We start from the raw sequence: 25,657 nt of genomic DNA on the forward strand, positions 1-25,657 counted from the left end.
AATAGAGTTGAGATATTATTTTTTTTACAGACTCCTACTATTCCCCTAGGCGTCAGCGCTTTACAAAATCGGTACAATTAAACCTTTTTAGAGTACATTAAAAATTATCATGATGACATTCCTGTATATAACGTTGCTGTAGGCTATGGAAGTGAACCAAATTATTCATCTATTCTAGATGATTTTGGTAAAACAACTTTAATTACATATGGAATGTTAATCAAAGAACAAAAAAGAAATATAAAAACGACAAGTTTAATACACAAAACTGGCCATACGATGAGGTTAACGATGAACTTATTTGTCCGAATAATTGTAGATTACCTTTTATAAGGTATGCTTATAGAAAAGATGAATAGGGTTTTAGAAGAGATTTCAAACTGTACGAAAGTGATAGTTATAACGGGTGTTTATTAAGAAATCAATGTATTAAAAATAACTCACTTCATTTCCTTTATTTTACGTAGTAAATGTATTGTATTACTATAGTAAGTAATTGACGTTGTTAAATGAAAGATGAGGAGGAATTAAATGATGAAATTAGGTAATTATAAAGTACATTATTTAAATGGGGGTATTACTCATATTGATGGGGGCGCAATGTTTGGCGTTGTACCTAAAGCATTATGGACAAAGAAATATGAAGTAAACGAAAAAAATCAAATCCCATTACCGACGCATCCGATACTTATCCAAACTGAGGACAAAAATATTGTTGTTGATACTGGTGTTGGTGTGGGAAAATTAACTGATAAAGAACGTAAAATATTTGGTGTCCATTATGAGAGTGATATGGAAAATGATTTAAAAGCATTAAATCTAACACTAGAGGATATTGATTATGTATTAATGACTCATCTTCATTTTGACCATGCAGCTGGGCTAACGGATAACGATGGGCACGCTATTTTCAGTAATGCAATCCATGTCATTCAACAAGACGAATGGCATGAGTTCCAAAGTCCAAATATACGTAGTAAATCGACTTACTGGCAGAAAAATAATGGAGATTTTAAAAATAAATTAATGCTTTTTGAGAAAGAAATAGAAATATATCCTGGCATTCAAATTCGTCATACTGGAGGACATAGTTATGGACATTCAGTAGTCACAATAGAAAGTGAAGGAGAAAAAGCAGTGCACATGGGAGACATCTTCCCGACACTGGCTCATAGAAATCCATTGTGGGTAACAGCATATGATGACTATCCTATGCAATCCATAAGAGAGAAAGAACGTTTAATTCCAAACTATATTATGCAAGATTATTGGTTCTTATACTATCATGATGCTAATTACTTTGCTGTGAAATTTGATAAGAATAAATTGAATGAAATAGAAACTTATATTTCGAGAAATTAAAAAGGTTAAAGTTATGAACGAAGAGATATGGATAATCACTGTTTTAGAAACGGATGGGTGTGGTCCTTGTGTCTATACAGTGTAAACCTTTATCTCTTGTCTTGTAATGTTTATCAGTGCTTTGAGCGATTGATACATTACATGTTCAAAACTTTAACCTTTTATGATTCACATTCAATAATATCTATAACTTCTCCACTTTTTGCATCTGCAAAAAAGTCATAATATGTTAATGTTTTATTGTTTTGTGTGGTAATACCACCTTGAAAAACAATAAAATTATCATCGGATTTTTTATACGTAATCGGTTCATTCAATATATAAGATCCTACAACATTCATAAAGTATGTTCTTACTTCAGTAATAATTTTATCTGGATCGTGATATTGTAGATCTTTTTGACGTTTATAAAAATAAGTCGCTCCGACAATTGTTGTTAGTGAAATAAATAAGATGATAAGCCAATTCTTTTTATTTAACATAACACAATCTACCTCCAATAAAGTCATATTTATAGTTTACCATAATGAAGATGATATAATAAATAGTAAGGAGTGAGAGACATTGAATATAGACAATAATAAAACATTAGCTAGAATGAAAACATTAACAGAATTACATGGGGCACCTGGTTTTGAAGATGATGTAAAAGCATACCTTAAATCAGAATTAGAACCATTTGTAGATGAGTTTGTTTATAATCGCATGGGTGGCATTTACGGTGTTAAACGTTCGAAAGTAAAGAATCCAAAGCGTGTAATGGTGGCTGCTCACATGGATGAAATTGGCTTTATGATTACAAATATTACAGAAAACGGTATGATACAATTTACAAATTTGGGTGGCGTTGCTACAGATATTTGGCAAGGTCAACGTCTTAAAGTAAAATCGCGTAAAAATGAAGAAATTATCGGCGTGGTGGCAAATATACCTAAACATTTTAGGACAGGTAATGAAGGTGCACCTAAAATAGAAGATTTACTTTTAGATATTGGCTGTGAAAATCCAAAAGAGGTAAGAAAACGTGGCATTGAAATTGGTGATTCAATTGTTCCAGAAACACCGTTCACACAATTATCAGAGCATCGTTTCTCAAGTAAGGCTTGGGACAATCGTTATGGTTGTCTGCTTGGCATTGAATTATTGGAATTATTAAAAGATGTAGAGCTTGGCTATGACTTATATGTAGGTGCTAATGTCCAAGAAGAAGTTGGTTTAAGAGGAGCTAAAGCGTCTGCTGAATTGATAGACCCTGATGTGGCCTTTGTAGTAGACTGTTCACCAGCTAATGATATGAAAGGTAAACAGAATTTATCTGGAGAATTAGGTGCTGGCACATTAATTAGAATTAAAGATGGTACGATGCTACTTAAACCAATTTTTAGAGATTACCTATTAGATTTAGCTGATCAATTTAAAATTAAGCATCAATATTATATTTCACCTGGTGGCACTGATGGTGGAGAAATCCACAAAGCAAAAATCGGTATCCCAACCGCAGTAATTGGAGTTTGTTCACGATATATCCATAGTACAAATGCAGTGTTTGATATAAGAGATTACGAAGCTGCAAGAGCATTATTAACACAAGCTACAACTCAATTAGATGATTCTAAAATTGAAGAATTACAATATAAATAACACACTAAGGAGTGATTGGATGCAACAATTAGAAACTGAACAACAATTTGATCAACTTAAAAACGAGCAAACAGTATTTTTATTTACGGCTGATTGGTGTCCTGATTGTAAAGTGATTGAACCTGAATTACCGCAGTTAGAGGAAAAATATACTAATTACAAATTCATCTCAGTTGATAGAGATAAATTTATAGATATTTGTGTGGAAAATGGAATTATGGGTATACCAAGTTTCTTAGTTTTTCGTAATGGCTCACAAATCGGTAGTTATATTGGAAAAGAAAGAAAATCCATTGAACAAATTGATAACTTTTTAGCTTCTTTATAAAAAATTTTACTTTGTAAATAATTAATGTTGAAATATAAAAATATATACCCTTAGAACTTACATTTTTTCTGTTCCTAAGGGTGTATTTATTGTAAACTATAATAAGGCACGTAAATAGGAGTGTTAACAATGAATGTCTTTCAAATGAGAGATAAATTAAAAGATCGATTAAGCAAACCAGAAGTAAAGTTTACTTTTAATCGTGAAGATGAAACGCTACGTATATCTAGAGTAGACAATGGCAAAGGTGTCACTGTTAAAGTTGCTACGATAGTAGCTAAATATAAAGAACAAAAAGAAAATATAGTAGATGAAATTGTATATTATGTAGAAGAAGCAATTGAACAAATGAAAGGGGAGGGGCTATCAGAGGTTAATAGTGCTCAAATCATGCCAGTACTGAGATCCCCAAGCTTTGATAAAAAAGATAAAGATGGTAATGCATTTGTTATAGAAGAACACACTGCAGAAACAAATATTTACTATGTAGTTGATCTAGGGAAATCATATCGTCTTATGGATGAAAAAATGTTAGAGTCAATGAAGTTATCTAAGCAACAATTAAAAGAAATGGCTTTATTTAATGTGCGAAAATTAGAAAATAAATATACTACAGATGAAGTAAAAGGCAATATATTTTACTTTATTAACTCTAACGATGGCTATGATGCGAGTAGAATCTTAAATACAACATTTTTAAATGAAATACAAGACCAATGTGAAGGAGAAATGTTAGTTGCAGTGCCACATCAAGATGTCTTGATTATTGCAGATATCCGTAATAAAACGGGTTATGATGTAATGGCACATTTAACTATGGAATTCTTTACAAAAGGCTTAGTGCCTATCACATCATTATCATTAGGTTACGACAAAGGCCATTTTGAGCCTATTTTCATCTTAGGAAAAAATAACAAACAAAAAAGAGATCCTAACGTGATACAAAGATTAGAAGCAACAAGAAAACAATACGAAAATAAAGATAAGAAATAAGGAGTATATAGATATGAATTTATTTTATAATAAAGAAGCAGTAGGAGACGTTGCATTTTTACAAGTTGAACCAGCTAGCGGTGAGTTCAACTATGAGTATAAAGGTGATGTTGTTGAAATTAAAAGTGAATCACAAGTTGTAGGTTATAACATTTTTAATGTATCAGAAAAATCAACTATAAGTGGAAATGGACATGTTAAGTTAACTGAAACATTAGTTAATGAATTTCAAAAAGCCATTGAAGATGCTGGATTTACATTTAAATTAAAGGCAGATTTATCTCCTAAGTTTGTTGTAGGCTATGTTGAAACTAAAGAAAAGCACCCAGATGCTGATAAATTAAGTGTGCTTAGTGTTGATGTAAGTACTGAAAAGTTACAGATAGTTTGTGGTGCAGCTAATATAGATGCTGGACAAAAAGTAGTAGTGGCTAAAGTAGGCGCTGTAATGCCAAGTGGTATGGTTATTAAAGATGCTGAGCTAAGAGGTGTAGCTTCAAGTGGTATGATTTGTTCTATGAAGGAACTTGACTTACCCAATGCACCTCAAGAAAAAGGGATTATGGTCTTATCTGATGATTATACAGTTGGCCAAGCATTTTTTGAAGAATAAAAGGAGGTAATGTACGAATGAGCTGGTTCGACAAGTTATTTGGAGAAGATAATGATTCTACAGAAGATTATCTTAGTAAAAGAAACCAACGACGTCAAAAAGCTACACAACAAGAAGAACAAGATTCATTACTTCCTCAGAACAATGATGTTTATGAAAGACCCAAAGGAAAATTCAGGTTTCCAATGCGTATTTTAGAAGAAGCGAATGAAGCCAAGCATCCAGAAGAAGATTCAATTTCAAAAGATAGTTCAGATTATGGTAATCAACAACATAGTGACCGTCATGCTTCAGACTCAATAAATGCTAATCATAAGCAGAGAAGACGTAGACATATGTATGATAAGACAGCTTCTAATGATGTTAATACACAAACAGAAAATCAGCCGTCACAAAAAGAAACATATTCAGAACCAAAACGAGAACCAAAATCTCATAAAGGTCAACGAATGAGAATACAAACTGATGTTTTACGTGCAAATGCTTCTAAGAAAACTAAAAGAGACATACCTATGTATCATGAGAGTGATTTTAAAGCGAGTGAAGTGCCATCTGCAATATTTGGTACTCAAAAGCCACACCCGCTGGAAAACGGTGTTATAAAACCTTCAGACGAAACTGAAAACGGAAATAGCGAGCAAGTTTCAAATGATGAAGATAACAAAACACAATCACAAACTCTAGCACAGGAATCATCTGAAATACATGACACTAAAATTTATAATGACCAATTTGTAGAACCATCAAATGATGCAACAGACGACGAAAATTTACAAGTTGATAATAAGCAACCATATTCCTTTGAAGACAATGACCATTTAGAAGCACAAGTGGAAGAAGATAATGAACAGCCACAACAACCTTCTGAACAAAAGCAGCAATCTTCAAATGAACAACCTAAAGTAAACAATACAATTAATATTGAAAATATTTACGCATCACAAATCGTAGAAGAAATTCGAAGAGAACGTGAACGTAAAGTACTTCAAAAACGCCAATTCAAAAAAGCGTTGCAACAAAAACGTCAAGAAAACCAAGATAATAACGAAGACAGCATACAAAAAGCAATAGATGAAATGTATGCCAAACAAGCACACCATTTTATTGGAGAAAGCTCTTTAGACGAAGAGAGCAAAAATAAAAATGTTTCTGAACATCAAACAGAAGCATCGATTCAAGACGCTCAACTATCCGATGATAGTCAACAAAATGAGGATGAAAGCAGCTTAGGCGCTACATCACCATTTAATTATGAAGAAATTGATTTAGATCATGTGCGTGATGTACATACAATTAATGATGAATACGTAAATGTAGATGCAGATTTAGAATCAGAATCGCCTGATAGTGACATTGAAAATCATGCATCAACTGAGTACAAATCATTAAATGATGATGTCGAAACAACTATTTCAAACGATGATACTTTAAATACAGTTGAAGATAATAATGAAAATATTTCTGATGAAAATCTTTATGTAGAAATAGAAGATAATGAAGATATATCAGACGCTCAATATAGAGAAGTGACAAGCCCACAAAATGAATTAACAGAAGCGGATAGTATTATATCTGAGGGCGAGAGCGAAATACATTGTGAAGATCAGGAGTTAGCGACTGAAACAGAACTAAATAGTGCTCAAGATATGACACAACCGTCAGAATCAGAGATGTCATCGGAATCTGTATCTAATGAAATAGCTGAAGTACAACAAGATTCATCACAATACAATACAGAGCAATCTGATACAGACCAATTTGAAATCGAAGATGAAGTGGTTGATCAAGAAACACAGCTTAATCCTAGTAGTACGCAATCAAGTGTACTAAAAAATGAAACAACTGAATCAAGTGAAGCAGCTACAAGTAGCAATCAAACATCAATTAGAAAAGGTAGCAAGCCATTTAATGTTGTTATGACACCTTCTGACAAAAAACGTATGATGGATGCTAAAAAACCTAAGAATAGTAATCAGCATTTTACAAATTCAAGTAACACATCACAATCATCACAAAATGAAAGTAAAGAAATTGAATCTAATGATCTTGGTACTGAAAGCGTAGTTAAAGATGAAACAGTTGGACTAGAGCAACAAGAGCAAAATCTGACATCAACGCCCGAAATAACAGAACATCCATCAACTTCGATGGATACATCAAATCATAGCGAACAATCTATCAATCATGGAACGTCAGAAAAACATGACGATGAAATAAATCCATCTTCAGTTGGCTCCGCTCAACATGCAGAGCATAAGAAAACTGAAATTAATAATGAACAGGCGTCACCAATAACACAAAATCAAGAGCCGAAATTAAAACCCGAGATGGCACACAATCAATTAGACGCTAACAAGACAACGGACGACAGTGGTAAGCCAACAATTAGAAGAGGTCCTAATATTAAGTTGCCTAACTTAGATTTATTAGAAGAACCTAAACAACATGAAATTGATAACGCTTGGATTGAAGATAAAAAACAAGAACTTAATGATGCGTTTTATTATTTTAATGTACCCGCTGAAGTTCAAAACGTTACTGAAGGTCCAAGTGTCACACGTTTTGAATTATCAGTAGAAAAAGGTGTCAAAGTTTCTCGAATCACTGCATTGCAAGACGACATTAAAATGGCACTTGCAGCTAAAGATATTCGTATAGAAGCACCAATCCCTGGTACTAGCCTTGTAGGTATAGAAGTTCCTAATCAGAACGCTACCACAGTCAATTTACGTTCAATTATTGAAGATCCTACGTTTAAAAATGCAGAGTCTAAATTAACTGTTGCTATGGGGCTTAGAATTAATAACGAACCTCTACTAATGGATATATCTAAAACCCCACACGCACTTATAGCTGGTGCAACTGGTTCAGGTAAATCTGTGTGCATAAATAGTATTTTAATGTCATTATTATATAAAAATCATCCAGAAGAGCTAAAATTATTACTTATTGATCCTAAAATGGTAGAATTGGCACCATATAATGATTTACCACATCTGGTAGCGCCTGTTATTACTGACGTAAAAGCGGCGACACAAAGCTTAAAATGGGCTGTAGAAGAAATGGAACGTCGTTATAAAGTGTTCGCAAAATATCACGTAAGAAATATTACTGCTTTTAATAAGAAAGCAACTTACGAAGATAGAATGCCAAAAATTGTTATAGTAATAGATGAATTAGCTGATTTAATGATGATGGCGCCACAAGAAGTAGAACAATCTATCGCGCGTATTGCTCAAAAAGCCCGTGCATGTGGGATTCATATGTTAGTAGCAACACAACGTCCATCAGTAAATGTCATTACAGGTTTAATTAAGGCAAACATACCTACAAGAATTGCATTTATGGTATCATCTAGCGTTGATTCAAGAACCATTTTAGATAGTGGCGGCGCTGAACGCTTGTTAGGTTATGGAGATATGCTTTATTTAGGCAGTGGTATGAATAAACCGATACGTGTTCAAGGCACGTTTGTATCGGATGATGAAATAGACGATGTTGTTGATTTTATAAAACAACAAAGAGATCCAGAATATTTATTTGAAGAAAAAGAATTATTGAAAAAAACGGAAGCACAACCTCAGGATAGTTTATTCGATGATGTATGTAGTTTTATGTTGAAAGAAGGTCATATTTCTACTTCATTAGTACAACGCCATTTCCAAATCGGTTATAATCGTGCAGCGAGAATTGTAGACCAATTAGAACAATTAGGTTATGTTTCTGGAGCAAATGGTTCAAAACCAAGAGATGTATACATTACAGAATCAGATTTGAATGAGAATTAAATAGAGATAAAGGAGTGTTACAATGACACATTATCATTTTGTCGGCATAAAAGGCGCCGGCATGAGTTCATTAGCACAAATAATGCATGATCTTGGAAATGAAGTACAAGGTTCAGATATAAATAATTATGTTTTTACAGAGGTAGCATTACAAAATAAAGGTATTCAAATATTACCTTTTGATGAAAACAATATAAAAGAAGACATGGTTATTGTTCAAGGTAACGCATTTCCAAATTCACACGAAGAAGTTGTTAAAGCGAATGAATTAAAACTAGATGTCATACGCTATCACGATTTTTTAGGTCATGTTATCAGTCAGTATACATCTGTAGCTGTAACAGGTGCACATGGTAAAACATCTACAACTGGTTTATTGTCACATGTGATGAATGGGGATAAAAAGACATCATTTTTAATTGGAGATGGCACTGGTTTAGGTATTCCTGCAAGTGATTATTTCGCATTCGAAGCTTGTGAATACCGTAGACATTTCCTAAGCTATCATCCTGATTATGCTATTATGACTAACATTGATTTTGATCACCCTGATTACTTTAAAGATGTTGAAGATGTATTTAGTGCTTTCCAAGAAATGGCACATAATGTTAAAAAAGCAATTATTGCGTGGGGTGATGATGATCATTTACGTAAGATAGAAGCAGATGTTCCAGTATATTATTATGGGTTTTCAAAAAATGATGATGTATATGCGGATAACCTACAAATTAGTGAAAATGGAACTAAATTTGATGTATACATTAAAAATGAATATTATGATACGTTCTTATCTCCACAATTTGGTGATCATAATATATTAAATGGACTTGCTGTAATTACAGTGAGCTATCTTGAAAGTTTGGATGTAAATAATATAAAAGAAGCCTTAGAAACATTTGGTGGCGTAAAAAGAAGATTTAATGAGACAAAAGTGGGAAAACAAGTATTAGTTGACGATTATGCACACCATCCTAGAGAAATTAGTGCTACAATTGAGACAGCTAGAAAGAAATATCCGAATAAAGAAGTTGTAACTGTATTCCAGCCTCATACTTTTAGTCGAACACAAGCATTCTTAGATGATTTTGCTGAAAGTTTAAATTTAGCAGATAAAACTTTCTTATGTGAAATTTTTGGTTCAATAAGAGAAAATACTGGTAATTTAACAATTCAAGATTTACTCCAAAGAATTGATAATGCGACATTAATTGATGAAACTACTGTGAATGCGTTAGAACAATATAGTGATGCAGTTATTTTATTTATGGGTGCGGGCGATATTCAAAAGATTCAACGTGCTTATATGAAAGAAATGGGTGTTACTACCTCATTTTAATATGTTTATGTTAAAATGATTTGGGTATTTATATTAAATAACAACATATGATTAATAGGAGGCGTTTTAAATGGAATGGATTTTACCTATAGCTGGTATTATTGCGGCGGTTGCTTTTCTTATTTTAGTAATTGGTATCGTTGTAATTTTACTTTCAGTTAAGAAAAACTTAGATCACGTTGCAAAAACTCTTGATGGTGTTGAAGGACAAATTCAAGGTATTACACGTGAATCTACGGACTTACTTCATAAAGCAAATCGCTTAACTGAAGATATCCAAGACAAATCAGATCGTTTGAATTCTGTAGTTGATGCAGTGAAAGGCATCGGTGAATCAGCTCAAACGTTAAATGGTTCAGTTGATAGAGTTACAAACTCAATCACGCACAATATTTCTCAAAATGAAGATAAAATTTCTCAAGTAGTTCAATGGTCAAATGTAGCAATGGAAGTTGCTGACAAATGGCAAAACAGAAGAAATCGTAGAGATAGTGCAAATTATAAAGCGAGCAGTGTAGCAGATGATTCTAATCATAGCTATACTACACGTGTAGATAATAAATAATTCGTATATTTAAACAAACAAATGCACTTAAATGAGGTATGAAACTTATTTAAGTGCATTTGTTATAGGAGGCATTCAATTATGAAGTACTATAACCGTGATAATTACGAAAGAAATGTAGAAAGTTATGAAGTGCCAGAATATTTTACTAAAGGTGCCAGAAATGAGTTTGTTTACGGATTTCTAATCGGTGCATTTATTGGTTCAGCTGTAGGGTTAATTTCTATAAGCAAGTCACGCACTAAAGATAAATCTCAAGTTGATTCTGAAGATGAATCACGTTTTAAATCTAGTATTATTGAGCAGTCTGAAAGCGAACAAGCAGATGCTGAACAACAAGTAGATAGTATTAAATCTACAGTCGCAGATGCGCAAAGCAAAGATACTGAAGTAACAGATTCTGAACTAGCTGCTCAAAAAGCGGCGATTCAGCAAGAAACTTCAGACAACAATTTAGCAGATACGTCACCACAAGCGCAAGATCTACAAGATGATAATAATTTGGATCAGAGTGACGATACAACAACACATATTGATCCTAATTCAGAACCGACTGAGGACGAGGTCAGTGCGCAACAGAATGCTATTAAAGAAGAAGCAGCAGATAATAACTTAGCTGATTCCACTACTACATCTTCAAATAATAAAGGTGCAAAAACTGCAGCTGCAGCAACAGGTGGTGCAATAGCAGCAAGTAGTTTAGCTAAAGTTGCACAGGATAAAAAACAATCATTAAATAATGATTCACAAGTTGCAGAAAACACTGATAATCTTTTGAAATCTGAAGAAACAGCGAGAGGTGATAATCAAAAAGATGCGCCTAACTTAGTTACTAAAGACTCAAAAGAAGATGAAAGTAAAAATAATAATCATTTGAAAGCAGGCGCTTTAGCAGGTACTGTCACAGCATCTGGATTAGCGTTAGCAGCTAAAAATAAAAACAAAGCTTTAAATGACGATAATAAAGTTGCAGAAAACACAGCAAGTTTATTAAAACCAGAAACACCTAAACAAAGCACAAAAAAAGATGTGCCTAATTTAGTAACACCTAAAGTTGGTCATGCGGTAGAATCAACTGATAAAGTAGAAAACTCTGCAGACAAAAATAAAAGTAATACGATTGCAAAACCAGAAAAAGCAGAACAACGTGTAAAACAGACACATAAAACTGTAAGTTTCAAAGATGGTATTATTGTTCATAATGAAGCAGAAACTGGTCTTAGTAATCAAACTGCAAACAAAGCACAACAGAGCGAAGCTACTACAAATGCAACAGATAAAACATCATCATTTAAAGATGGTATCCTTGTGCATGATGAAACAGAAACTGATGTTAGCAACCAAAGTGCAAGTGAAGGGCAACAGAACGCAGCCACTACTAATGCAACAGATAAGACATCATCATTTAAAGATGGCATCCTTGTGCATGATGAAGTAGAGACTGATAAAACAACAGACGATAGTGAGGCACGACAAAGTAAAGATGGACATAATGAGCCAACTTACTCTAAAAACAGATCGCAGTTGAAAAAATCAGAAAAATCTCAAAGTAAAATAGACAAAAGAACTTTTAATGATTAATCATTACTAAAACTGAAATATAATAAAAGGAATCGAACATGTTTTGTTCGATTCCTTTTTAATTTATACTTTTTATTAGCTAGGTCAGGTTAAGTGTAAGACGAATTAGAATTTATTATACTCATTGTGTCGCTTAAAACGATTATGTTGCTATTTTGAAGTATTATACTTACACAAATAACTATGATGCATCTAGAACGTTATTTAAGTCATCTAGAATGCCTACAAATACTTTATTGCATATATTTGATTGATTAGACGATATAGCTACATTTTGATGCCTCAACGTACAATGTGCTTTAAAAATTTATAATGGACGCTTAAAATTAATGACAACCCTTTTTTAGTGCTTTTTAAAGCAAAAATAATTATGAGATAAACAATGTATTTATTTAATAAATGTTTGAGTAAATCATCATTTAGAAAGTACAATTCAGCATTTATATGACAATAAATTGAATTAAATGAAACTTAAGTTAATAAATTATAGAAAATGAAAGAATAGTGTAAAATATTACTGGTAAATGACTGAAAATTCAGTTACCATTAGGGATATTCACTTACAGAAAGTGAAATTTTAACAATCATTACTTGAACTTATAAGTAGTTATTGTTAGAATTACGTTTAACAAATATTTTATCGCTTTAAAGCAGAATAAAATATCGATTTTAAATTTTTCATAGAGGTGAATAAAATGACAGATAAATTACAAGAATTCAGAAGCGAGATTGTTGATATTAATGAAGAAATTTTAAATCTTTTATCTAAAAGAGGAAAAATAGCACAAAACATTGGTGAGGAAAAACGTAAGCAGGGTACAGCAGTGTACGATCCTCAACGTGAAAAAGAAATGATTAACAAACTATTAGATAAAAATGAAGGTCCATTTAACGATAATGTGATTAAACAATTATTCAAGGAAATTTTTAAAGCCTCTACTGATTTACAAAAATCTGAAAATGAAAAACATTTATATGTATCAAGAAAATTAAAACCAGAAGATACAATAGTACAATTCGATAATGGGGGCATTATTGGAAGTGGTAATAAATCATTCGTATTTGGACCATGTTCAGTTGAATCTCAAGAACAAGTTGATGCAGTTGCAGCTAATTTACAAGCTAGAGGCGAAAAATTCATTAGAGGTGGTGCTTTCAAACCGCGTACATCTCCATATGATTTCCAAGGATTAGGTGTTGAAGGTCTTAAGATTCTTAAAAATACTAAAGACAAATACGGCCTGAATGTAGTTAGTGAAATTGTAAATCCTGCAGATTTTGAAGTAGCAGATGATTATTTAGATGTATTCCAAATTGGTGCACGTAATATGCAAAACTTTGAATTATTAAAAGAAGCAGGTCGTTCAAATAAACCAGTATTATTAAAACGTGGTTTATCTGCAACAATTGAAGAATTTATCTTTGCAGCAGAATACATTGCTTCTCAAGGTAATGAAAACATTATTCTATGTGAACGCGGTATCCGTACTTACGAAAAAGCAACAAGAAACACATTAGATATTTCTGCAGTACCTATTTTAAAACAAGGTACACACTTACCAGTAATGGTTGACGTTACACACAGTACAGGACGTAAAGATATCATGTTACCAACAGCTAAAGCTGGCTTAGCAGTAGGCGCAGATGGCATCATGGCTGAAGTCCACCCTGATCCATCAGTTGCATTAAGCGATAGTGGTCAACAAATGGATTTCGATGAATTCGAGAATTTCTATAATGAAATTAGACCATTAGCTGATATGTACAATAACAAACAATTAAAATAAGATATATAAAGCCCTTGTTACGTTACTACTTGATTAGTAATTGTAATAGGGGTTTTTTGTGTCTTTATACTATTTTTGAAATGAATGAAGCATATTGTGGTAATTTATAAAATGCTCATGCTTTGGAATGACGTGCTAACTGAATAGCATATTTAAATATAAAATATAAAATAAATGATGAATCATCAAATTACACTTGATTTTAATGAAAAACATAAAAATTTAAACGAAAAAGGTTTGTTTTCACTGAAAATAAGAAATATAATACATTTAGTAGGTTTATAATTTTATAAAATGACATAATTATGACATTCAAAACAAAACTATTTTACATTTAGTGAAAATATGGTAAACTTTGAAAATGTTATGAAAACAGAGTATAATAATAAAGAAATCGCTTTCAAGGAGGAAATTATGACTGTAACTATATATGATGTAGCTAGAGAAGCAAGAGTATCTATGGCAACTGTCTCACGTGTTGTTAATGGTAATCAAAATGTTAAACCCGAAACACGTGATAAAGTAAACGATGTTATTAATAAATTGAACTACCGTCCAAACGCAGTAGCAAGAGGATTAGCTAGTAAACGAACAACAACAGTAGGAGTTATTATTCCAGATATTTCAAATGTCTATTATTCGCAACTTGCTCGAGGGTTAGAAGATATAGCAACAATGTATAAATACCATTCAATTATTTCAAATTCTGATAATGATCCAAGTAAAGAAAAAGAAATATTTAACAACCTATTAAGTAAACAAGTAGATGGTATTATTTTCTTAGGTGGAACAATTTCAGAAGAAATCAAAGAATTGATTAATAAAACATCAGTTCCTGTAGTAGTTTCAGGTACAAATGGTAAAGATGAAGGTATTTCATCTGTAAATATTGATTTCAAATCAGCAGCTAAACAAATTACAAATCAATTAATCGAAAACGGTGCAAAAACGTTTGCTTTTGTGGGCGGCGATTATTCTAAAAAAGCACAAGAAGATGTGCTAGTAGGATTAAAAGACGTCTTAGAAGAGCATAAACTTTCATTAAATGAAGGATTGATTTTTAATGGTAATGAAACGTATAAAGATGGTCTACGTGCATTTGATGCTTTGAAATCTGCTAAGCCAGATGCAATTTTATCAATCAGTGATGAACAAGCAATTGGCCTAGTTCATGCTGCTCAAGATGCAGGGATTAATGTTCCAGAGTCATTACAAATTGTAAGTTTTAACAATACTAGACTTGTTGAAATGGTAAGACCTCAATTATCTAGTGTAATCCAACCGTTATACGATATTGGGGCAGTGGGTATGAGACTTCTTACTAAATATATGAATGATGAAGAAATCGACGAGCCTAATGTGATTTTACCTCATAGAGTTGAGTATAGAGGTACTACAAAATAAAATTTTTGTAGATATAGCAAAGTATAATTAACAATCAATGTTATTAAACTATAATGAAATACAAAAAACGAAATTCTTATTAATTAAGAATTTCGTTTTTTATTTAAATTAAAGATTTAACTCAGTATATGTGATGTAGATTTATTTAAAACCAACTCAGCACTTGTTTAGCATATTTTAAATTGGTTTCCGTAATTTCTTTTTGTCTAGGTATGATGTGATAGTCAGTTTTTTCATCGGTCCAAGTTTGTGGTAGTTCGCAAGGTGCGTATTGTTGCCATTTTGTTAACCATTTATCAGGCAAACGACCAGTTTGTGGTTTTTCTCCGATTAAAGCTAAAAAAACGTGGCTCCAAGCACGTGGGACAACTTTCCAAATATTATAGCCGCCACCACCAAACATTAATACTTTACCATTTGTGTATTTATCTGCTAAATCTTTAATGATATATGGAATTTGATATAGTGATTCAAGCGTACAGTTTAAATGCGTGAGTGGATCTAAGTAGTGAATATCAACACCATGCACACTCACAATGATATCTGGTTTAAATGAAGCTACTATAGGCTCTATCGTTTCTTTAAATATTTCCAGAAATGAATCATCTTCTGTATAAGGTTCAAGTGGAATATTTACTGTATAGCCAAAACCTTGTTCGCTACCACGTTCTGTGTAACGTCCAGAACCAGGGAAAAGAAATTTTCCAGTTTCATGTATCGAATAAATTAAGGCTTGATCATTTGTATAAAAACTCCATTGGGTCCCATCACCATGATGTGCATCTGTATCAATACATATCACGCGTTGCCCATATTTCTGTATGAGATAGGCGATTGTAACTGCAACATCATTATAAATACAAAAACCATTTGCACGGCCTGGTAGGCTATGATGTAAACCGCCACCTAAATGGCAACCATTGGTGATTGTATCATCCATGATGTGATCAGCTAAATTCAATGCGCCACCCACAATGCGTGCACTGTGCTTATGCATCATTCTAAATTGTAGGGTATCATCGCCATCTAATCCATACTTCTTAGCTTCATTGTCACTTAAAATACCATGTGAAGCACGTCTGATCGCTTGAATATAATCATGAGAATGAATTAGTGATAATTCGGTATCGTTAGCTATACGTGGTTTAATAATATGATGTGATTTTAAATATCCTAAATCTGTTAATAATTCTGTTGTTAATTTTAATCTCATTTGATTAAATGGATGGCTATTACTAAAACGATATTGCAGTATTTCATTAGAATAGACAAAGCCCGTTGATTGTTGCATATTACTCATATGTTTCTCCCCTTTAAAAGAAAAAGCGATTCATGAATCGAATGTCATCAAATGCTTGTAATTGTTCTATAGAAATTCTTGAACCAATTCTTGCCATAAGACAATTAGCAGGATGACTTGTAATTTCTGGATCATCTGTTGCAAATACTTCAAGGCCCCCATAACCCATCAATTTCTGCATTAATTTTTTATATTCATATACATCAAGCCCAGAATTTTTCAAATCCCAATGCCAATAATATTCAGTAGTTAACACAATGTAATCTTCATATTCATCAGCTGCTAAACTGACTTTGATAAGTTCACTGCCTAAATGTAAATCACGATAAGCTAGGCTTAACTCTATAGCGCCTAATTCTATTAAGTATTCCAAATTACCACTAGACCAACGTTCTAATGGGTCTGGATAATGATAAGTGACATAGCCAATAATATGCTGAGAATTACGCAGTACAAAAATTCTGCCTTCTTCTAATTCACTAATTTCTTTTATGGCTTCAAATTGATCCGCAGGTGGGCGAAATGCAAAGAGCCCATCATCAAATGTCATAGATTCAAGGTTATTTCTTGAAACAGGACCTTCTATCACAAATGTTCCTTGCTCCAAATGATAAGTTTGAGATTGATATGTTTTTATATGTTCCATTTTTTCACTCCAAACTACCGCATACGCATACAGTAAACAATCTAATATAACTCTATTATAAGTTAAAAAAGTTTAAAATAACACAATAATGTATTCGTTTACACACTATTATTTTGAAAATTTTGACAATGTTAGTTATAATAATTTTTAAGCAAGCGATTTCATTAAGAGGGGGATTCAAAATGAAAGTAGAAGTATATAAAGGGGAAAATGGAAATTTTAACCTACAAGACTATGAAAAAGAATACGCAAATTTTGACTGGAAAGAAATAGAAAAAGCATTTTCATGGTCAGAAACTGGTAAGATCAATATGGCACATGAATGTATTGACCGCCATGTGGATGAAGGTAATGGTGAAAAAATCGCATTACATTATAAAGATGATAAGCGTAAAGAAAGTTATACTTTTGAAGAAATGAAATCAAATTCTAATAAAGCTGCAAATGTATTAAAAGATAAAGCAAACATTGAGAAAGGTGATCGTGTTTTTGTATTTATGCCTAGAACACCAGAACTTTATTTTGCTTTATTTGGAATATTAAAAATAGGTGCAATTGTAGGACCGTTATTTGAAGCATTTATGGAAAAAGCTGTTGCAGATCGTTTAGAAAATAGTGAAGCGAAAGTGATTGTGACAACGAATGCATTATTGCCACGTATTCCTAAAGATAAATTACCACATTTAGAAACGATTGTAGTCGTAGATGAGGAAGTAGACAGTGAATATGTTGACTTTAATAGTGAATTTAAAAATGCGAGTGACCAATTTGAAACAGAATGGTTAAACTTAGATGACGGTTTGATATTGCATTATACTTCAGGTTCAACAGGCCAACCTAAAGGTGTATTACATGCTCAAAAAGCAATGCTCGTTCATTATATTTCTGGTAAATATGTACTAGATTTTAAAGAAGACGATGTATATTGGTGTACAGCTGATCCGGGCTGGGTGACAGGTACTTCATATGGTATTTTCAGTCCTTGGTTAAATGGTGTGACAAATTGTATCGTTGGAGGTAGATTCTCACCTGAAGCTTGGTACGGCATGATTGAAGAATATAAAGTTACAATATGGTACACGGCGCCAACTGCATTAAGAATGTTGATGAGTGCCGGCGATGATATTATCGACAAATACGATTTATCATCACTAAAAAGTATCTTATCTGTAGGTGAGCCGCTTAATCCTGAAGTTATTAAATGGTCAAAAGATGTCTTTGGTAAACGTGTCTTAGATACGTGGTGGATGACTGAAACAGGGGGCCATATGATCGTTAACTATCCATCTATGGATGTTAAATTAGGATCCATGGGTAAACCGTTACCAGGTATAGAAGCATCTATTGTTGATGATCAAGGTAACGAGTTGCCACCAAATCGAATGGGCAACCTTGCAATTAAAAAAGGATGGCCATCTATGATGGTTTCTATTTGGAAAAATCCTGAAAAATATGATTCATACTTTATTGGTGATTGGTATGTTTCTGGAGACTCTGCTTACAAAGATGAAGATGGCTATTATTGGTTCCAAGGTCGTGTAGATGACGTTATCATGACGGCAGGCGAACGTGTAGGTCCTTTTGAAGTAGAATCGAAACTAGTAGAACATGAATCGGTTGCAGAAGCAGGTGTGATTGGTAAACCAGATCCAGTAAGAGGAGAAATTATTAAAGCATTTGTTGCTTTACGCCCAGAGTATGAAGCTTCAGATGAACTGAAAGAAGAAATTCGCGTATTTGTTAAAGAAGGTTTAGCCGCACACGCTGCACCACGCGAAATAGAATTTAAAGAAAAACTTCCTAAAACACGTTCTGGTAAAATTATGCGTCGTGTCCTTAAAGCTTGGGAACTTGATTTACCTGAAGGCGATTTAAGTACAATGGAAGACTAATTAAACAAAAAAGTAGTTTTATTTTACTTAGTTTAATCATAAATATTTAACCTGTATTTCCAATATAAAATAACACAAGCTATTTTATACTTCCTTTATATTATCAACTTTAAGTATGTGCTTTATGCTACACACTAAAGATTATGATGATATTCAGGGAGTTTTTGGTGTAAAATAACAATTTAAGCGTAACATAGGTCACATAAGGTGAATATATTCACTTATTATTTTGAAAGCGCTATCTCTATTAATCGACAACACAACATAAGTTAGTTAATATTAATATGTAAGGATTTATTTTTATCAGTAGTATATATGGGAAATATATGTATTGATTTAAAATTTATTTAAGAAGGGGCGAATGAATTTGGCACACTTATCTGATTTAGATATAGCAAATCAATCAACATTAAAACCGATTGGAGATATTGCTAAGCAGGCGGGCATCCCCGCAGATGCATTAGAACCATACGGGCACTATAAAGCTAAGATTGATATTAATCAAGTTCAACAAAAAAATGGTAAGGGGAAAGTAGTATTAGTTACTGCTATGAGTCCAACGCCAGCAGGTGAAGGTAAATCAACAGTTACAGTTGGGTTAGCAGATGCATTCAACGAACTTAAAAAAAGCGTCATGGTAGCGTTACGTGAACCAGCTTTAGGTCCTATTTTCGGAATAAAAGGTGGGGCAACTGGTGGTGGCTATGCACAAGTATTACCAATGGAAGATATAAATCTACACTTCAATGGTGACTTCCACGCAATCACTACTGCAAATAATGCACTGTCAGCATTTATTGATAATCATATGCATCAAGGTAATGAATTAGAAATCGATCAAAGACGTATTGAATGGAAACGTGTTTTAGACATGAATGACCGTGCATTACGTAATGTAAATGTAGGTTTAGGTGGACCAACGCAAGGGGTTCCAAGAGAGGATGGTTTTAATATTACCGTTGCTTCTGAAATAATGGCAATTCTTTGTTTATCTAATGACCTTAATGATTTAAAAGCGAAAATCAGTAGAATTACTGTAGGTTATACTAGATCACGTAAACCTGTTACTGTAGCTGACTTAAAAGTAGAAGGCGCATTAGCGATGATTCTTAAAGATGCAATTAAACCAAACTTAGTACAAACAATTGAAGGCACACCAGCCCTCGTACATGGTGGGCCATTTGCTAATATTGCACATGGTTGTAATTCAATTTTAGCAACAGAAACTGCAAGAGACTTAGCAGATATTGTTGTAACTGAAGCTGGCTTCGGCTCAGATTTAGGTGCTGAAAAATTCATAGATATTAAAGCACGTGAAGCAGGATTTGAACCTTCAGCAGTTGTAGTAGTTGCGACAGTTCGTGCGCTTAAAATGCATGGCGGTGTAGCTAAAGACAACTTAAAAGAAGAAAATGTTGAAGCGGTTAAAAAAGGCATCGTGAACTTAGAACGCCACGTTAAAAACGTTAAAAAATATGGTTTAGAACCTGTAGTTGCGTTGAACGCGTTCGTACATGATACTGAAGAAGAAACACAATATGTACAACAATGGGCAAAAGAGAACGGTGTGAGACTTGCTTTAACTGAAGTTTGGGAAAAAGGTGGTAAGGGCGGTATCGATTTAGCGAATGAAGTGCTAGAGGTACTTGATGAACCACAAGACTTCAAACATTTATACGAATTAGATTTACCACTTGAAGAAAAAATTGAAACAATTGTTAAAGAAATTTATGGTGGCTCAAAAGTTACATTTAGCAGCAAAGCACAAAAACAACTTAAACAATTTAAAGAAAACGGCTGGGATAATTATCCGGTTTGTATGGCTAAAACACAGTATTCATTCTCGGATGATGCAACACAATTAGGCGCACCTGAAGGTTTTGAAATCACTATTCGTGAATTAGAAGCTAAAACTGGCGCAGGATTTATTGTTGCATTAACTGGAGCAATCATGACTATGCCTGGACTTCCTAAAAAACCAGCAGCATTAAACATGGATGTTACTGATGATGGACATGCAATTGGTCTATTCTAAATTTTAACTATTATATAATACAAACATATTAAAAATAGCTGTAAGGAAATCTATAACGATAGATTTCTTCACAGCTATTTTTTTAATTGTTAGAGAAGTTTATGAACTAGACACTTTATTTTGTCATTAAATGTTGTTTGATATTGTATTTTTCAGCTTTTTTAAAATCATAAGTGGTAATTTCACCTTCAACTAACATCCGTTTGAGCACATAGTGTTGGCGATCCAAACCAATTTGTATTTGAGCGTCAGATTTGAGTGAACCATCTGTTTCATAAGGGGTGTAATAATAAGGGCTTTGTAAAAGTCCAATCAGATAGGCTGATTCAGCAATATTTAAGTTTGTAGCTGCTTTTCCAAATAAACTGTAGGATGCTGAAGCGATACCTGAGATATCAGTGCCATTATAATCACGTCCAAAAGGCACGATATTTAAATAAGTATAGATAATTTCATCTTTGGTTAAAATCTTTTCAGTTCGCATAGATAGGATGAGTTCATTAGCTTTGCGATGATATGTTTTTTCGTTTGTCAGTAATTGATTTTTTACGAGTTGTTGTGTGATGGTACTACCTCCAGTTGCAGCTTCTGTATTAAATATATCTTGCCCAACAGCTCGAATAATAGCCTTTGGTAAAATACCATTATGATAGAAAAACAAGCTGTCTTCTGAAGAAGTTAACGCCTTTATCACGTTGCTATTCACATGTTTTGGTCCTACGATAAGTGAATTTGTTGATCCATTGTATTCTGTTAAAATATGTTTATTGTTATAATTTATATCTTGACTACCAGCAATGTTCAGCAATTTAGTACGTAATTCGTTATCTGACATGTTTACAGATTCATCAGTCAAACTTTGGAAGTAAAATACCGATATGGCTAATAAAATAATAAAGGTACATGCGAAAATTGCAAACAAGCCAATGAAAAGATGCTTTAATTTTTTATAGATAATTTCAAATTTAGAGAATTTAGAGTTATGTAAATGATTGTGAACATTATTTTCATGTGTTTGATTTTCCATGTCTGACCTCCTTACGTATGCAATATTATAACATAACATTTGATATTGACTTTTAAAATAGAGTTACTTATAATTAACATCAATTCGATATCGTTTTTGGATAAAGGAGAAGTAACATATGGTGTCATCTTCAGAGAGTTAGTGGTTGCTGTGAACTAACGATGATTCATATGTGAATACACCTTAATGATTTCACTCATCCAAACGTTTAAGTTAATGAACGTATCATTAATAAAGTTGTTTGACTTAAAGTATGGTGGTACCGTGCGCATGCGCCCTTACATTAATTTGTAGGGGCGTTTTTTTATTTTTTTAGTGTTATTCGGTCGCACTTGCTAAAAGTAAATTAAACTTTGGATGGTATTTAAAATCTATTCGAAACAATATCTTAATAAATATAGGAGGTATATACAATGACAAATGCATTATTAGAAGATTTAAAATGGAGAGGCTTAATTTATCAACAAACAGACGAAGCTGGTATAGAGAATGTATTGAATAAAGAACAAGTTACATTATACTGTGGTGCCGATCCAACTGCAGATAGTTTACACATCGGTCATTTATTACCATTTTTAACTTTACGTAGATTCCAAGAACATGGGCATCGTCCACTCGTATTAATCGGTGGGGGCACAGGTATGATTGGTGATCCATCAGGTAAATCTGAAGAACGTGTCTTACAAACAGAAGAACAAGTTGAATTAAACGTTCAAGGCATCAGTGAACAAATGCATAAAATTTTCGAATTTGGTACTGATAAAGGTGCTAAACTGGTTAATAATAGAGATTGGTTAAGCCAAATTTCTTTGATTGATTTCTTAAGAGATTACGGTAAACATGTTGGTGTGAATTACATGTTGGGTAAAGACTCCATTCAAAGTCGTTTAGAATATGGTATTTCGTTCACTGAGTTCACATATACAATCCTTCAGGCAATTGATTTTGGTCATTTAAACAACACTTACAACTGTAAAGTACAAGTTGGTGGTTCTGATCAATGGGGCAATATCACAAGTGGAATTGAATTAATGCGTCGTATGTACGGCCAAACAGAAGCTTACGGACTGACGATTCCATTAGTCGTTAAATCAGATGGTAAAAAATTCGGCAAATCAGAAGGTGGCGCAGTTTGGTTAGACGCTACAAAAACGAGTCCATACGAATTTTACCAATTTTGGATCAACACTACAGACGATGATGTAATCAAATTCTTGAAATATTTTACATTCTTAGAAAAAGAAGAAATTGAAGCATTAGAAAAATCGTTAAATGAAGTACCACATTTACGTGAAGCACAAAAAGCCTTAGCTGAAAATGTAACACGTTTCATCCATGGTCAAGCTGCATTAGACGATGCAATGCGTATCTCAAAAGCATTATTTGCTGGTGACTTACAATCATTGTCGGCTTCAGAATTAAAAGCAGGATTCAAGGATGTGCCACAAGTTGAATTGAGCAAAGAAATAACAAATATTGTTGAAGTAATTGTTGAAACTGGTATTTCATCGTCTAAACGTCAAGCACGTGAAGATGTGAATAACGGTGCAATTTATATCAATGGTATAAGACAACAGGATGTGAAATATGAATTAACAGCTGACGATAAAATTGAGAACGAATTTACAATTATTCGTCGTGGTAAGAAAAAATATTTCATGGTTAATTATAAATAATATATATAAAGATAGAAGAATAATGCGATATTTAAATTATCGACAAAACATCCGACAATGCCTTAGGACTTTGTCGGCTGTTTTTGTTTAGCTTGCCTCAGCCTTTATTCTTCGGCTAGTACATTTTCCCACAGGAGTCGGCTAAAGTATTGTCATTTTTTAAATGAAAATTGTCTCATGGGAAAAGTGCTTTCTGTAGGGTAGAACTGAGTTTAATTCTTATCATAATCATTAATTTGAATAAAATGGAATAGGCCTGATTGTTATGTAATAAAAAACCAACCAAGTCAGATTAATTTACTTGGTTGGTTCAAAATAGCTATTCTGTTATTGTTTTTAATTAAACGGTGAAGTATTTTCACTTTCTTTCTCAGATGACTCTGAAGATGTTGATTTTTGTTCTTTTAATGGTACTTCCACTGTTTGCTCTTTACCATTTCTTTCAATAGTCATTTCTACTGAATCACCAGGTTTTTTATTTTCATATAAATAAGAGCGTAAGTCCGTGTCTTCTTTAACTTTTTTATCGTCTATCGCAGTGATGATATCACCTTCTTTAAGCTCATTATCAGCATGAACTTTGGCAATGTAGACACCATCTTTGCGTTTTGTATTCAGTTCTTCTTTATATTGTTCTGGTATCTCACTTACATTGAGTAAACTAATTCCAATAGAAGGGCGCTCAATCTCGCCATTTTCTACAAGCTCTTTAATGGTAACTTTAACTTCATTACTTGGGATTGCAAAACCAATACCTTCAACTTGTTCACTTGCAATCTTCATTGAGTTAATACCTACGAGATTACCATTAATATCAACGAGCGCGCCACCTGAATTACCAGGATTAATTGCCGCATCTGTTTGTAATACATTTACTTTATTCGTACCAGCAGATGTTTTCGTATCAATTGTACGTTCGCTAGCAGAAATAATACCTGAAGTCACAGAGTTAGCAAATTGTAAGCCTAAAGGATTACCCATTGCAAAAACACTGTCTCCTGTTTTTACTTTTGAAGAATTAGCAAAATCAATTGCTTTAGTACCTTTTGTATCATTGATTTTTAATACTGCTATATCTGTTAACGCATCTTTCCCAACCAATTTAGCATCGACTTGTTTAGAATTATGCAATTGTACTTTAATTTCATTTGCACCATCAATGACGTGATTATTCGTTACGATATATGCAGAACCATTATTTTTTTGATAAATAACACCTGATCCAACACCAGCTTCTTCTGATTTTGAAGATTCACCTTTCAGTAAACTATCTAAATTCTGAGCTTTTTGCATATTAATAACGCCTACAATAGCAGGAGAGACATCGTTAATCATTTGATTCACAGAATCATATTTTTCACTTTTCCCATCAAGTGTATTGCCGCCATTGCTACTATTAGAAGCGTCTTGAACGGAAGACCCGTTATCATTTAAACCTGTGCTTTCCATAATTTTCCCAATGCCTAATACCAAAAGCGCACCTATAATACCAGCAACTAAGGCCACGATTATTGTTTTAAACCAGGGGAATTTGGCTTTATGTTTTGACCTTTTATTTTGAGGTTGTTGCGGTTGCTCCGGTTGCCGAGGGTTTTGAGTTTCATTAGAGTTATTATCGTTATTAAAATCTGACATACTTTACCTCCGATTTATTCTATATAACCTATTATGCTAGGTTTATAC

At 33.1% G+C, this 25,657-nt stretch carries 19 protein-coding genes and 1 pseudogene; 15 read left to right on the top strand and 5 right to left on the bottom strand.

Going from position 1 to position 25,657, the window contains the following annotated elements; genetic code table 11:
* Window positions 1–84: 84 nt before the first annotated feature.
* Both AST02_RS14490 and AST02_RS01895 read left to right on the top strand, forming a co-directional pair.
* Window positions 85–443: pseudogene (locus tag AST02_RS14490) on the top strand (IS5/IS1182 family transposase); the annotation flags it as partial.
* 91 nt (window positions 444–534) lie between these two features.
* Window positions 535–1,362, top strand: a complete 828-nt coding sequence (locus tag AST02_RS01895) for a YtnP family quorum-quenching lactonase (protein WP_069816470.1) — start codon at window positions 535–537, stop codon at window positions 1,360–1,362.
* A gap of 161 nt (window positions 1,363–1,523) precedes the next feature.
* On the opposite strand, the gene AST02_RS01900 is transcribed toward AST02_RS01895, so the two are convergent.
* Window positions 1,524–1,844, bottom strand: coding sequence for a hypothetical protein (locus AST02_RS01900; RefSeq protein ID WP_046465591.1), 321 nt, complete (start codon window positions 1,842–1,844; stop codon window positions 1,524–1,526).
* A gap of 115 nt (window positions 1,845–1,959) precedes the next feature.
* Between AST02_RS01900 and AST02_RS01905 the strand changes: the two genes are divergently transcribed.
* The 10 genes from AST02_RS01905 (at window position 1,960) to ccpA (ending at window position 15,398) form a co-directional block, all read left to right on the top strand.
* Window positions 1,960–3,003 (top strand): M42 family metallopeptidase, encoded by a 1,044-nt coding sequence (locus AST02_RS01905; RefSeq protein WP_370736901.1) that lies wholly within the window; start codon window positions 1,960–1,962, stop codon window positions 3,001–3,003.
* A gap of 19 nt (window positions 3,004–3,022) precedes the next feature.
* The gene (locus AST02_RS01910) at window positions 3,023–3,331 is read left to right on the top strand and encodes a thioredoxin family protein (protein ID WP_069815346.1); all 309 of its coding nucleotides are present in this window, start codon (window positions 3,023–3,025) and stop codon (window positions 3,329–3,331) included.
* A gap of 129 nt (window positions 3,332–3,460) precedes the next feature.
* Window positions 3,461–4,324: a DUF1444 domain-containing protein gene (locus AST02_RS01915; protein ID WP_046465588.1), complete on the top strand. Its 864-nt coding sequence runs from the start codon at window positions 3,461–3,463 to the stop codon at window positions 4,322–4,324.
* Between the two features lie 13 nt (window positions 4,325–4,337).
* The gene (gene ytpR, locus AST02_RS01920; RefSeq protein WP_069815347.1) at window positions 4,338–4,937 is read left to right on the top strand and encodes a YtpR family tRNA-binding protein; all 600 of its coding nucleotides are present in this window, start codon (window positions 4,338–4,340) and stop codon (window positions 4,935–4,937) included.
* A gap of 17 nt (window positions 4,938–4,954) precedes the next feature.
* Window positions 4,955–8,725 carry a DNA translocase FtsK gene (locus AST02_RS01925; protein WP_069815349.1) on the top strand — a complete coding sequence of 1,257 codons (3,771 nt, stop codon included), beginning with the start codon at window positions 4,955–4,957 and terminating at the stop codon, window positions 8,723–8,725.
* Window positions 8,726–8,747: 22 nt separating this feature from the next.
* Complete coding sequence (gene murC, locus AST02_RS01930; RefSeq protein WP_046465585.1) at window positions 8,748–10,061, top strand: UDP-N-acetylmuramate--L-alanine ligase; 1,314 nt, start codon at window positions 8,748–8,750, stop codon at window positions 10,059–10,061.
* A 70-nt stretch (window positions 10,062–10,131) separates the two neighbouring features.
* Entirely contained in the window at window positions 10,132–10,626 is a 495-nt protein-coding gene (locus AST02_RS01935) for a DUF948 domain-containing protein (RefSeq protein WP_046465584.1), read from the top strand.
* An 81-nt stretch (window positions 10,627–10,707) separates the two neighbouring features.
* The gene (locus AST02_RS01940; protein WP_069815350.1) at window positions 10,708–12,207 is read left to right on the top strand and encodes a hypothetical protein; all 1,500 of its coding nucleotides are present in this window, start codon (window positions 10,708–10,710) and stop codon (window positions 12,205–12,207) included.
* 695 nt (window positions 12,208–12,902) lie between these two features.
* A complete protein-coding gene (locus AST02_RS01945; RefSeq protein ID WP_002507320.1) occupies window positions 12,903–13,994 on the top strand; it encodes a bifunctional 3-deoxy-7-phosphoheptulonate synthase/chorismate mutase in 1,092 nt (363 codons plus the stop codon).
* A 414-nt stretch (window positions 13,995–14,408) separates the two neighbouring features.
* Window positions 14,409–15,398, top strand: a complete 990-nt coding sequence (gene ccpA / locus AST02_RS01950; RefSeq protein ID WP_069815352.1) for a catabolite control protein A — start codon at window positions 14,409–14,411, stop codon at window positions 15,396–15,398.
* Window positions 15,399–15,543: 145 nt separating this feature from the next.
* Here the strand turns inward: ccpA and AST02_RS01955 are convergent, their stop codons facing one another.
* Together AST02_RS01955 and AST02_RS01960 are read right to left on the bottom strand one after the other, a co-directional pair.
* Window positions 15,544–16,698 (bottom strand): acetoin utilization protein AcuC, encoded by a 1,155-nt coding sequence (locus AST02_RS01955; protein ID WP_069815354.1) that lies wholly within the window; start codon window positions 16,696–16,698, stop codon window positions 15,544–15,546.
* Window positions 16,699–16,711: 13 nt separating this feature from the next.
* The gene (locus tag AST02_RS01960) at window positions 16,712–17,344 is read right to left on the bottom strand and encodes an acetoin dehydrogenase (protein WP_069815356.1); all 633 of its coding nucleotides are present in this window, start codon (window positions 17,342–17,344) and stop codon (window positions 16,712–16,714) included.
* Between the two features lie 182 nt (window positions 17,345–17,526).
* Between AST02_RS01960 and acsA the strand changes: the two genes are divergently transcribed.
* Window positions 17,527–19,236 carry an acetate--CoA ligase gene (acsA, locus tag AST02_RS01965; RefSeq protein WP_046465579.1) on the top strand — a complete coding sequence of 570 codons (1,710 nt, stop codon included), beginning with the start codon at window positions 17,527–17,529 and terminating at the stop codon, window positions 19,234–19,236.
* 367 nt (window positions 19,237–19,603) lie between these two features.
* Window positions 19,604–21,271: a formate--tetrahydrofolate ligase gene (locus AST02_RS01970; RefSeq protein WP_069815358.1), complete on the top strand. Its 1,668-nt coding sequence runs from the start codon at window positions 19,604–19,606 to the stop codon at window positions 21,269–21,271.
* 115 nt (window positions 21,272–21,386) lie between these two features.
* On the opposite strand, the gene AST02_RS01975 is transcribed toward AST02_RS01970, so the two are convergent.
* Window positions 21,387–22,298, bottom strand: a complete 912-nt coding sequence (locus AST02_RS01975; RefSeq protein ID WP_069815360.1) for a biosynthetic peptidoglycan transglycosylase — start codon at window positions 22,296–22,298, stop codon at window positions 21,387–21,389.
* A gap of 413 nt (window positions 22,299–22,711) precedes the next feature.
* Here AST02_RS01975 and tyrS point away from each other — a divergent pair, with 413 nt between their 5' ends.
* Entirely contained in the window at window positions 22,712–23,974 is a 1,263-nt protein-coding gene (tyrS, locus tag AST02_RS01980; RefSeq protein ID WP_069815362.1) for a tyrosine--tRNA ligase, read from the top strand.
* Window positions 23,975–24,310: 336 nt separating this feature from the next.
* Here tyrS and AST02_RS01985 read toward each other — a convergent pair whose 3' ends face one another.
* A complete protein-coding gene (locus AST02_RS01985; RefSeq protein ID WP_046465576.1) occupies window positions 24,311–25,609 on the bottom strand; it encodes a S1C family serine protease in 1,299 nt (432 codons plus the stop codon).
* Between the last annotated feature and the right edge of the window lie 48 nt (window positions 25,610–25,657).

It is taken from the genome of Staphylococcus equorum (genome assembly GCF_001747895.1).
GTDB lineage: Bacteria > Bacillota > Bacilli > Staphylococcales > Staphylococcaceae > Staphylococcus > Staphylococcus equorum_A.

What these genes read in the sequence shown, in the direction of transcription:
- AST02_RS01895 (WP_069816470.1), top strand. Translation starts at nt 535, where the DNA reads ATGAAATTAGGTAATTATAAAGTACATTATTTAAATGGGGGTATTACT.
- AST02_RS01900 (WP_046465591.1), bottom strand. Translation starts at nt 1,844, where the DNA reads ATGTTAAATAAAAAGAATTGGCTTATCATCTTATTTATTTCACTAACA.
- AST02_RS01905 (WP_370736901.1), top strand. Translation starts at nt 1,960, where the DNA reads ATGAAAACATTAACAGAATTACATGGGGCACCTGGTTTTGAAGATGAT.
- AST02_RS01910 (WP_069815346.1), top strand. Translation starts at nt 3,023, where the DNA reads ATGCAACAATTAGAAACTGAACAACAATTTGATCAACTTAAAAACGAG.
- AST02_RS01915 (WP_046465588.1), top strand. Translation starts at nt 3,461, where the DNA reads ATGAATGTCTTTCAAATGAGAGATAAATTAAAAGATCGATTAAGCAAA.
- ytpR (WP_069815347.1), top strand. Translation starts at nt 4,338, where the DNA reads ATGAATTTATTTTATAATAAAGAAGCAGTAGGAGACGTTGCATTTTTA.
- AST02_RS01925 (WP_069815349.1), top strand. Translation starts at nt 4,955, where the DNA reads ATGAGCTGGTTCGACAAGTTATTTGGAGAAGATAATGATTCTACAGAA.
- murC (WP_046465585.1), top strand. Translation starts at nt 8,748, where the DNA reads ATGACACATTATCATTTTGTCGGCATAAAAGGCGCCGGCATGAGTTCA.
- AST02_RS01935 (WP_046465584.1), top strand. Translation starts at nt 10,132, where the DNA reads ATGGAATGGATTTTACCTATAGCTGGTATTATTGCGGCGGTTGCTTTT.
- AST02_RS01940 (WP_069815350.1), top strand. Translation starts at nt 10,708, where the DNA reads ATGAAGTACTATAACCGTGATAATTACGAAAGAAATGTAGAAAGTTAT.
- AST02_RS01945 (WP_002507320.1), top strand. Translation starts at nt 12,903, where the DNA reads ATGACAGATAAATTACAAGAATTCAGAAGCGAGATTGTTGATATTAAT.
- ccpA (WP_069815352.1), top strand. Translation starts at nt 14,409, where the DNA reads ATGACTGTAACTATATATGATGTAGCTAGAGAAGCAAGAGTATCTATG.
- AST02_RS01955 (WP_069815354.1), bottom strand. Translation starts at nt 16,698, where the DNA reads ATGAGTAATATGCAACAATCAACGGGCTTTGTCTATTCTAATGAAATA.
- AST02_RS01960 (WP_069815356.1), bottom strand. Translation starts at nt 17,344, where the DNA reads ATGGAACATATAAAAACATATCAATCTCAAACTTATCATTTGGAGCAA.
- acsA (WP_046465579.1), top strand. Translation starts at nt 17,527, where the DNA reads ATGAAAGTAGAAGTATATAAAGGGGAAAATGGAAATTTTAACCTACAA.
- AST02_RS01975 (WP_069815360.1), bottom strand. Translation starts at nt 22,298, where the DNA reads ATGGAAAATCAAACACATGAAAATAATGTTCACAATCATTTACATAAC.
- tyrS (WP_069815362.1), top strand. Translation starts at nt 22,712, where the DNA reads ATGACAAATGCATTATTAGAAGATTTAAAATGGAGAGGCTTAATTTAT.
- AST02_RS01985 (WP_046465576.1), bottom strand. Translation starts at nt 25,609, where the DNA reads ATGTCAGATTTTAATAACGATAATAACTCTAATGAAACTCAAAACCCT.